The organism is Pseudonocardia bannensis, from assembly GCF_012911875.1.
In the GTDB taxonomy this organism is placed as follows: Bacteria; Actinomycetota; Actinomycetes; order Mycobacteriales; family Pseudonocardiaceae; genus Pseudonocardia; species Pseudonocardia bannensis.
In genome coordinates, this window is the sequence record NZ_JAAXKZ010000073.1 from 23,596 (window position 1) to 29,992 (window position 6,397).

Annotated in this window: 6 protein-coding genes; all 6 read right to left on the reverse strand. The window is 73.5% G+C overall.

Translation table 11 applies throughout. The features are described 5' to 3' along the window. Window positions 1–38 precede the first annotated feature (38 nt). Complete coding sequence (locus HF519_RS18720; RefSeq protein ID WP_169414262.1) at window positions 39–1,400, reverse strand: MATE family efflux transporter; 1,362 nt, start codon at window positions 1,398–1,400, stop codon at window positions 39–41. Continuing rightward, a complete protein-coding gene (locus HF519_RS18725; RefSeq protein ID WP_169414272.1) occupies window positions 1,397–1,960 on the reverse strand; it encodes a class I SAM-dependent methyltransferase in 564 nt (187 codons plus the stop codon). Before HF519_RS18725 ends, HF519_RS18720 begins: the two co-directional genes overlap by 4 nt. A 118-nt stretch (window positions 1,961–2,078) precedes the next feature. Continuing rightward, the gene (locus HF519_RS18730; protein ID WP_169414263.1) at window positions 2,079–3,104 is read right to left on the reverse strand and encodes a DHH family phosphoesterase; all 1,026 of its coding nucleotides are present in this window, start codon (window positions 3,102–3,104) and stop codon (window positions 2,079–2,081) included. After that, the gene (gene rbfA / locus HF519_RS18735) at window positions 3,101–3,568 is read right to left on the reverse strand and encodes a 30S ribosome-binding factor RbfA (protein WP_169414264.1); all 468 of its coding nucleotides are present in this window, start codon (window positions 3,566–3,568) and stop codon (window positions 3,101–3,103) included. The genes HF519_RS18730 and rbfA overlap by 4 nt, the downstream gene beginning before the upstream one ends. Window positions 3,569–3,631: 63 nt before the next feature. Further along, window positions 3,632–3,928 carry a DUF503 domain-containing protein gene (locus HF519_RS18740; RefSeq protein WP_169414265.1) on the reverse strand — a complete coding sequence of 99 codons (297 nt, stop codon included), beginning with the start codon at window positions 3,926–3,928 and terminating at the stop codon, window positions 3,632–3,634. A 76-nt stretch (window positions 3,929–4,004) separates the two neighbouring features. Then, the coding region (gene infB, locus HF519_RS18745; RefSeq protein ID WP_169414266.1) for a translation initiation factor IF-2 at window positions 4,005–6,397 on the reverse strand (2,393 nt) is incomplete at its 5' end.

A 6,397-nucleotide genomic window follows, 5' to 3' on the forward strand; every position in this document is an offset into this window, starting at 1 on the left:
TGAACGGGAGTGCCGTTCGTGGCGAGAGGGGGCCGGGATCAGGTACGGACGGCGCCGGGGATCGCCCAGCGGCCCGAGCGCGTCCGCAGCGTGACCGCGATCAGGCGGATGAGCATGAACGCGCTCAGCCCGGTCCAGATCCCGGCCAGCCCCCAGTCGAAGGCCAGCGACGCCCAGATCAGCGGCAGGAACCCGGTGACCGCGGCGAGCAGCGTCGAGGTCCGCAGGAACGCCGCGTCGCCGGCCCCGAGCAGCACCCCGTCCAGAGCGAACACGACCCCCGCGACGGGCTGCATCGCGACGAAGAACCACCAGGCGACCGGCACGACGGCGAGCACCGTCGGGTCCGAGGTGAACACCCGCGGCAGTACGACGTACACGGCCGCGAACAGCACCGCGAAGCCGACGCCCAGCACCAGCCCGTAGCGGGCGACCTGCCGGGCCACGGCCCGCGCGCGGTCGGCTCCCCCGGCCCCCAGCGCTGCGCCGACGAGGGCCTGCGCCGCGATGGCCACCGCGTCCAGCACCAGCGACTGGAACACCCACAGCTGCAGCACGATCTGGTGCGCGGCCACCGAGGAGGCGCCGAACCGGGCGGCCACCGCGGTCGCCGACAGGAAGCAGGCCTGGAACGCCAGGCTGCGCAGCACCAGGTCGCGACCGAGCCCGAGTTGGCCCCGGATCAGCGCCGGCACGGGGCGCAGTCGCACCGGGCGGTCCGGCGGCGCGGCGGCCCGTTCCCGCAGGAGCGCGTGGATGAACAGGCCCGCGACCACGGACTGCGCGATGACGTTGGCCACCGCCGAGCCCTCCAGGCCCCAGCCCTGCCACGACCCCCAGCCATGTACGAGGAACGGGCAGAGCAGCGCCGAGAGGCCGTTGCCGGCCAGCACGTAGCGCATCGGCCGCACGGTGTCCTGCACGCCGCGCATCCAGCCGTTCCCGGCCAGGGTGACGAGCACGAGCGGAGCCCCGAACAGCGCGACCCGCAGCCACGACGCGGCCGCGTCGGCCACCGGTCCGCCGTCGCCGAGCACCCGGGTGATCGGGCCGGCGACGAGCTGTCCGACGACCAGTACGACCACCCCGACGGCCAGCGCCAGCCAGCTGGCCTGCACCCCCTCGGCGACCGCATCGGAGCGCCGCCCGGCGCCGTGCAGCCGCGCGGCACGCGCCGTGGTGCCGTAGGACAGGAAGGTCAGCTGGGTGGTGACCTGGGCGAACAGGACTCCGGCGACGGCCAGGCCGGCCAGCGGCACCGCCCCGAGGCGGCCGACGACCGCGGTGTCGACCAGGACGTACAGCGGCTCGGCGGCCAGCACCGGCAGCGCCGGGGCCGCGAGCCGGAACACCGCGCGGGCCGGGACCGGCCCGCCGGCAGCCGGGTCCGGTGTGGTCACGCGCGCGTGGCGGCCGGGCGGCGGCAGATGTAGCCGAAGGCGGGCGGCATGTTGCGCCACACCGTCCGGCTGACCACGACCTCGTCGAAGATGTCGTGCAGGGTCCGGCGGAACCGGCGGGCCGCCGAGAGCGGCATGCCGTGCAGGTACGCGAAGGTGGCGAACGCCCCGGTCGTGCCGATCACGTTCGTCACCTGGCCGAGGATCGAGCGCTGGGTGTCCCGGTCGAACAGTGCCCAGGGCAACCCGCTGATCACGGCGTCGACCTGCATCACGCCACGCTCGGCCAACAGCATGCCCAGCTTCGCGGCGTCACCGTTGATCACCTCGAGATCGGGCTGGCTGCGTCGCAGGTAGTCGCCCATCGTCGGGTCGAGTTCGACGGCGATGTGCCGGGCGCCCGTGGGCAGCCGGTCGGCGATCACGGAGCTGATCGCCCCGGTTCCCGGGCCCAGCTCCACCACGACCGGGCACCCCTCGCGCGGGACCACGGAGGCCAGCAGGCCGGCGAGCCGCGCCGAGCTCGGAACCACGGCTCCGACCTGGGTGGGGCGCCGCATCGCCGCCGCGAGGAAGGCCCGTCGGGCCGACTTGCCGTCGATGTCACCGGACGGGCGGGACATCGGGTGGTGCTGCCCGGGCTCGGACGTCACGAATCCTCCTTCACTCACCGACAAACTAGCCGTCGTGAGCCGAGACCCGAGTGTGACCGGCTGCGGCATCGGGTGCCAGGGCCACGCGCAGCGCGTGCAGGACCTCGGCGGCGGTGCCGTCCCTGGTGAAACCTGCGGCGTTGCGGTGCCCGCCGCCACCGAGGGCGGTCGCGGCGGCGGCGACGTCGAACCCGCCCTTCGCGCGCAGCGAGACCGACCATCGGCGCGGGCCGACCTGCTTGAGGGTGGCGGCGATCTCCGCCTCGGCGGCCGTGCGGATCTCGTCGATCACGCTGTCGACCTCCTCGGGGCGGAAGCGCGCGACCACCGGGGCCGGGATCACCGCGTGCACCAGCCCCAACCCGCCCGCGGCCTCGGGCTCCAGGGAGGCGCCGCGCAGCACGTCGGCCAGCGCGGCCAGCCAGGCGAACGGGTGGGTGCCCATGATCGGGCGGACGAGCGGCTCGACTTCCACCCCCGCCTCGACGAGCGTGGCGGCGAGCCGGTGTGCGGCCGGTCCCGCGGTGCGGAACCCGACGGTGTCGGTGACCAGCCCGGCGTAGAGACACCGGGCGATCTCCTCGTCCACCGGCACGCCCATCTCGACGAGCACCCGGTGCACGAGCACCACGGTGGCCTCGACGGAGGCGTCGACGAGCTGGACATTCCCGAAGCCCGGGTTCGACGCGTGATGGTCGATCAGCAGCGTGGCACCGGCGGTGTCCAGCCGGTCGGCCAGCCGGCCGAGTCGTCCGACGCCGGCGGTGTCGCAAGCGACCAGGACCTCCGGTGCAGCCGGAACGTCGTCGGCGGGCACCACGAGGCCGAGCGCGTCGAGCGAGCGCAGCGACTCGGGCATCCGGTCGGGCTCGGCGAACGACACCCGCACCCGGACGCCCCGGCGGTGCAGTGCGATCCCGAGCGCGAGCGCGCTCCCGAGCGCGTCCGCGTCGGGCTGCACGTGCGCGAGCAGCGTGACGTCGCGCGCGGTGGCGAGCAGCGCGGCCGCCGCCGCGACCGCGCCGGTGCGCGCGTCGACGGGGGCGCTCACTCCGCGAGGTCGGAGCCGTCGGAGCCGTCGACCTCGCGCGGGGCGCGGTAGGGGTCGGCGTCTCCGGCCGGCCGGGCCCCGGCGGCGAGCCGGGCGACCTCGGCATCGGACTCGCGGGTCCGGGCCAGCAGCTCCTCCATCCGGCGCGCCTCGTCCGGGACCTGGTCCGGGACGAACGCGAGCGACGGGGTGTGCCGGATGCCGGTCTGCGCCCCGACCATCGAGCGCAGCACACCGCTGGCGCTCGCCAGCGCGGCGGCGGCACCGGCGGTGTCCGGTGCCTCGTCGACCGACTTGCCGAGCACCGTGTAGTAGACGGTGGCCTCACGAAGGTCGCCGGTCACGCGGGCGTCGGTGATGGTCACCATCGACAACCGTGGGTCCTTGACCTCGTGTTCCAGCGCAGCGGCCACGATCTGCGAGATCCGCTTGGCCAGTCGTCGCGCGCGGGCCTGGTCCACCATTGTGCGCTCCTTCATCGCCTGTGCCGGGTAGTGGTCGCCAGGCGACGACTACCCTGCACGGCCTCAGTCATCCTCCGGGCCCAGCATCCGCTGCCGGACCGCGAGCAGTTCCAACTCCGGGCGTGCGGCCACCAGCCGCTCGCAGCGCTCGAGCACTGCGGTGACGTGCCCGGGATCCGCGGCGACGCAGCTGACTCCCAGCAGCGCCCGCCGGTGCAGGTCGAGATGGCCCGCTTCGGCCACCGCGACCTCGAACTTGCGGCGCAGCTCGGCCAGCACGGGCCGGACCAACGACCGCTTCTGCTTCAACGAGTGGACGTCGCCCAACAGGACGTCCAGCTCGAGTACCCCCACGTACATAGGTTCCCTCGAACGGCGCGGGCCGAGAGCGGGGGACGGTCACCAGCGCGACCGTCCCCCACTCACCCCAGGGCTGTCAGGCCCGGGGCTTCTCCCGCATCTCGAAGGTCTCGACGACGTCGCCGACCTTGATGTCGCTGTAGTTGCCCAGGGTGAGACCGCACTCGAAGCCCTCGCGGACCTCGACCACGTCGTCCTTGAACCGGCGCAGCGAGCTGATCGGCAGGTTCTCGGCGATCACGACGCTGTCGCGCAGCAGGCGGCCGCGCGCATTGCGGCGGATCTCCCCGCCCATCACGAGGCAACCGGCGATCGTGCCGAACCGGGAGGACTTGAAGACCTCGCGGACCTCGGCGCGGCCCAGCTCGACCTCCTCGTACTCCGGCTTGAGCATGCCCTTGAGCGCCTGCTCGATCTCCTCGATGGCCTGGTAGATCACCGAGTAGTAGCGGATCTCCACACCCTCGCGGTTGGCCAGTTCGGTGGCCTTGCCCTCGGCCCGGACGTTGAAGCCCAGGACGATGACGTTGTCCGCGATGGCGAGGTTGATGTCGCCCTCGGTGATGCCACCGACGCCCCGGTGGATGACCCGCAGCTCGACGTCGTCGCCGACCTCGATCTTCATGAGCGCGTCCTCGAGGGCCTCGACGGTACCCGAGTTGTCACCCTTGATGATCAGGTTGAGCTGGCTGGTCTCCTTGAGCGCGGCGTCCAGGTCCTCCAGGCTGACGCGCTTGCGACGGCTCGCCAGCTCGGCGTTGCGCTCGCGGGCGCGTCGCCGGTCGGCGATCTGCCGGGCCACCCGGTCCTCGTCGACGACGAGGAAGGTGTCGCCCGCGCCGGGGACCGAGGTGAAGCCGATGACCTGCACCGGGCGCGACGGGTAGGCCTCGGCGACGTCCTCGCCGTACTCGTCGAGCATCCGGCGCACGCGGCCGGACGCGTCGCCCGCGACCACCGAGTCGCCGACCCGCAGCGTGCCGCGCTGGACCAGCACGGTCGCCACCGGACCACGCCCGCGGTCGAGGTGCGCCTCGATCGCGACGCCCTGGGCCTCCATGTTGGGGTTGGCCCGCAGGTCGAGCGCGGCGTCCGCGGTCAGCAGGATCGCCTCGAGCAGCTGCTCGATGTTGATGTTCTGCCGCGCGGAGATGTCGACGAACATCGTCTCGCCGCCGTACTCCTCGGCGACCAGGCCGTACTCGGTGAGCTGCTGGCGGATCTTGGCGGGGTTGGCCCCCTCCTTGTCGATCTTGTTCACCGCGACCACGATCGGCACGTCGGCCGCCTGGGCGTGGTTGATCGCCTCCACCGTCTGCGGCATCACACCGTCGTCGGCCGCGACCACGATCACCGCGATGTCGGTCGACTTCGCACCACGGGCACGCATGGCGGTGAACGCCTCGTGACCCGGGGTGTCGATGAACGTGATCAGCCGCTCCTGGCCGTCCAGCTCGGTGGCGACCTGGTAGGCGCCGATGTGCTGGGTGATGCCGCCGGCCTCGGTCTCGATCACGTTCGTCTTGCGGATCGTGTCGAGCAGGCGCGTCTTACCGTGGTCGACGTGACCCATGACGGTCACGACCGGCGGACGCACCTCGAGGTCCTCATCGCCACCGGCGTTCTCGCCGAAGGAGATGTCGAAGGAGTCGAGGAGCTCGCGGTCCTCCTCCTCCGGGCTGACGACCTGGACGTTGTAGTTCATCTCGGTGCCGAGCAGCTCGAGCACCTCGTCGGCCACCGACGCCGTCGCCGTCACCATCTCACCGAGGTGGAACAGCACCTGCACCAGCGAGGCCGGGTTGGCGCCGATCTTGTCGGCGAAGTCGGTCAGCGAGGCACCACGCGGCAGACGGACGGTCTCACCGCGACCCTTCGGCAGGCGGACGCCGCCGACCGAGGGGGCCTGCATCGAGTCGAACTCCTGGCGCTTCTGCCGCTTCGACTTGCGGCCCTTGCGGGCCGGACCGCCGGGACGGCCGAACGCACCCGCGGCACCGCCACGGCCACGACCGCCACCGCCGCCGCCACCGGGACGACCACGGAAGCCACCACCGGCCGGAGCGCCGCCGCCACCGGGACCACCGCCACCGGGACGGAAACCGCCGCCACCGGGACGACCGCCGCCGCCACCGGGACGACCGCCGGGACCGCCCGGGCGACCGCCGGGACCACCACGGCCACCGGGACCACCGGGGCCACCAGGACCGCCGGGACGACCACCGGCCGGACGCGCGGGCATCATGCCCGGGTTCGGGCGCGGGGGCATGTTGCCCGGGCTCGGACGCGGGCCACCACGACCGGCCTCACCACCGGGACGCGGGCCACCGGGGCGCGGGCCACCGGCACCGGGGCCGGGACGCGAGCCACCGGCACCAGGACCGGGGCGCGGGCCACCCTGGCCGGGCGCACCCTGACCGCTCTGGCCACCACCCTGCTGGGGCGGGGGGCCGGGACGCGGCGCAGCCG

What these genes read in the sequence shown, in the direction of transcription:
- HF519_RS18725 (WP_169414272.1), bottom strand. Translation starts at nt 1,960, where the DNA reads ATGCGGCGCCCCACCCAGGTCGGAGCCGTGGTTCCGAGCTCGGCGCGG.
- rbfA (WP_169414264.1), bottom strand. Translation starts at nt 3,568, where the DNA reads ATGGTGGACCAGGCCCGCGCGCGACGACTGGCCAAGCGGATCTCGCAG.
- HF519_RS18740 (WP_169414265.1), bottom strand. Translation starts at nt 3,928, where the DNA reads ATGTACGTGGGGGTACTCGAGCTGGACGTCCTGTTGGGCGACGTCCAC.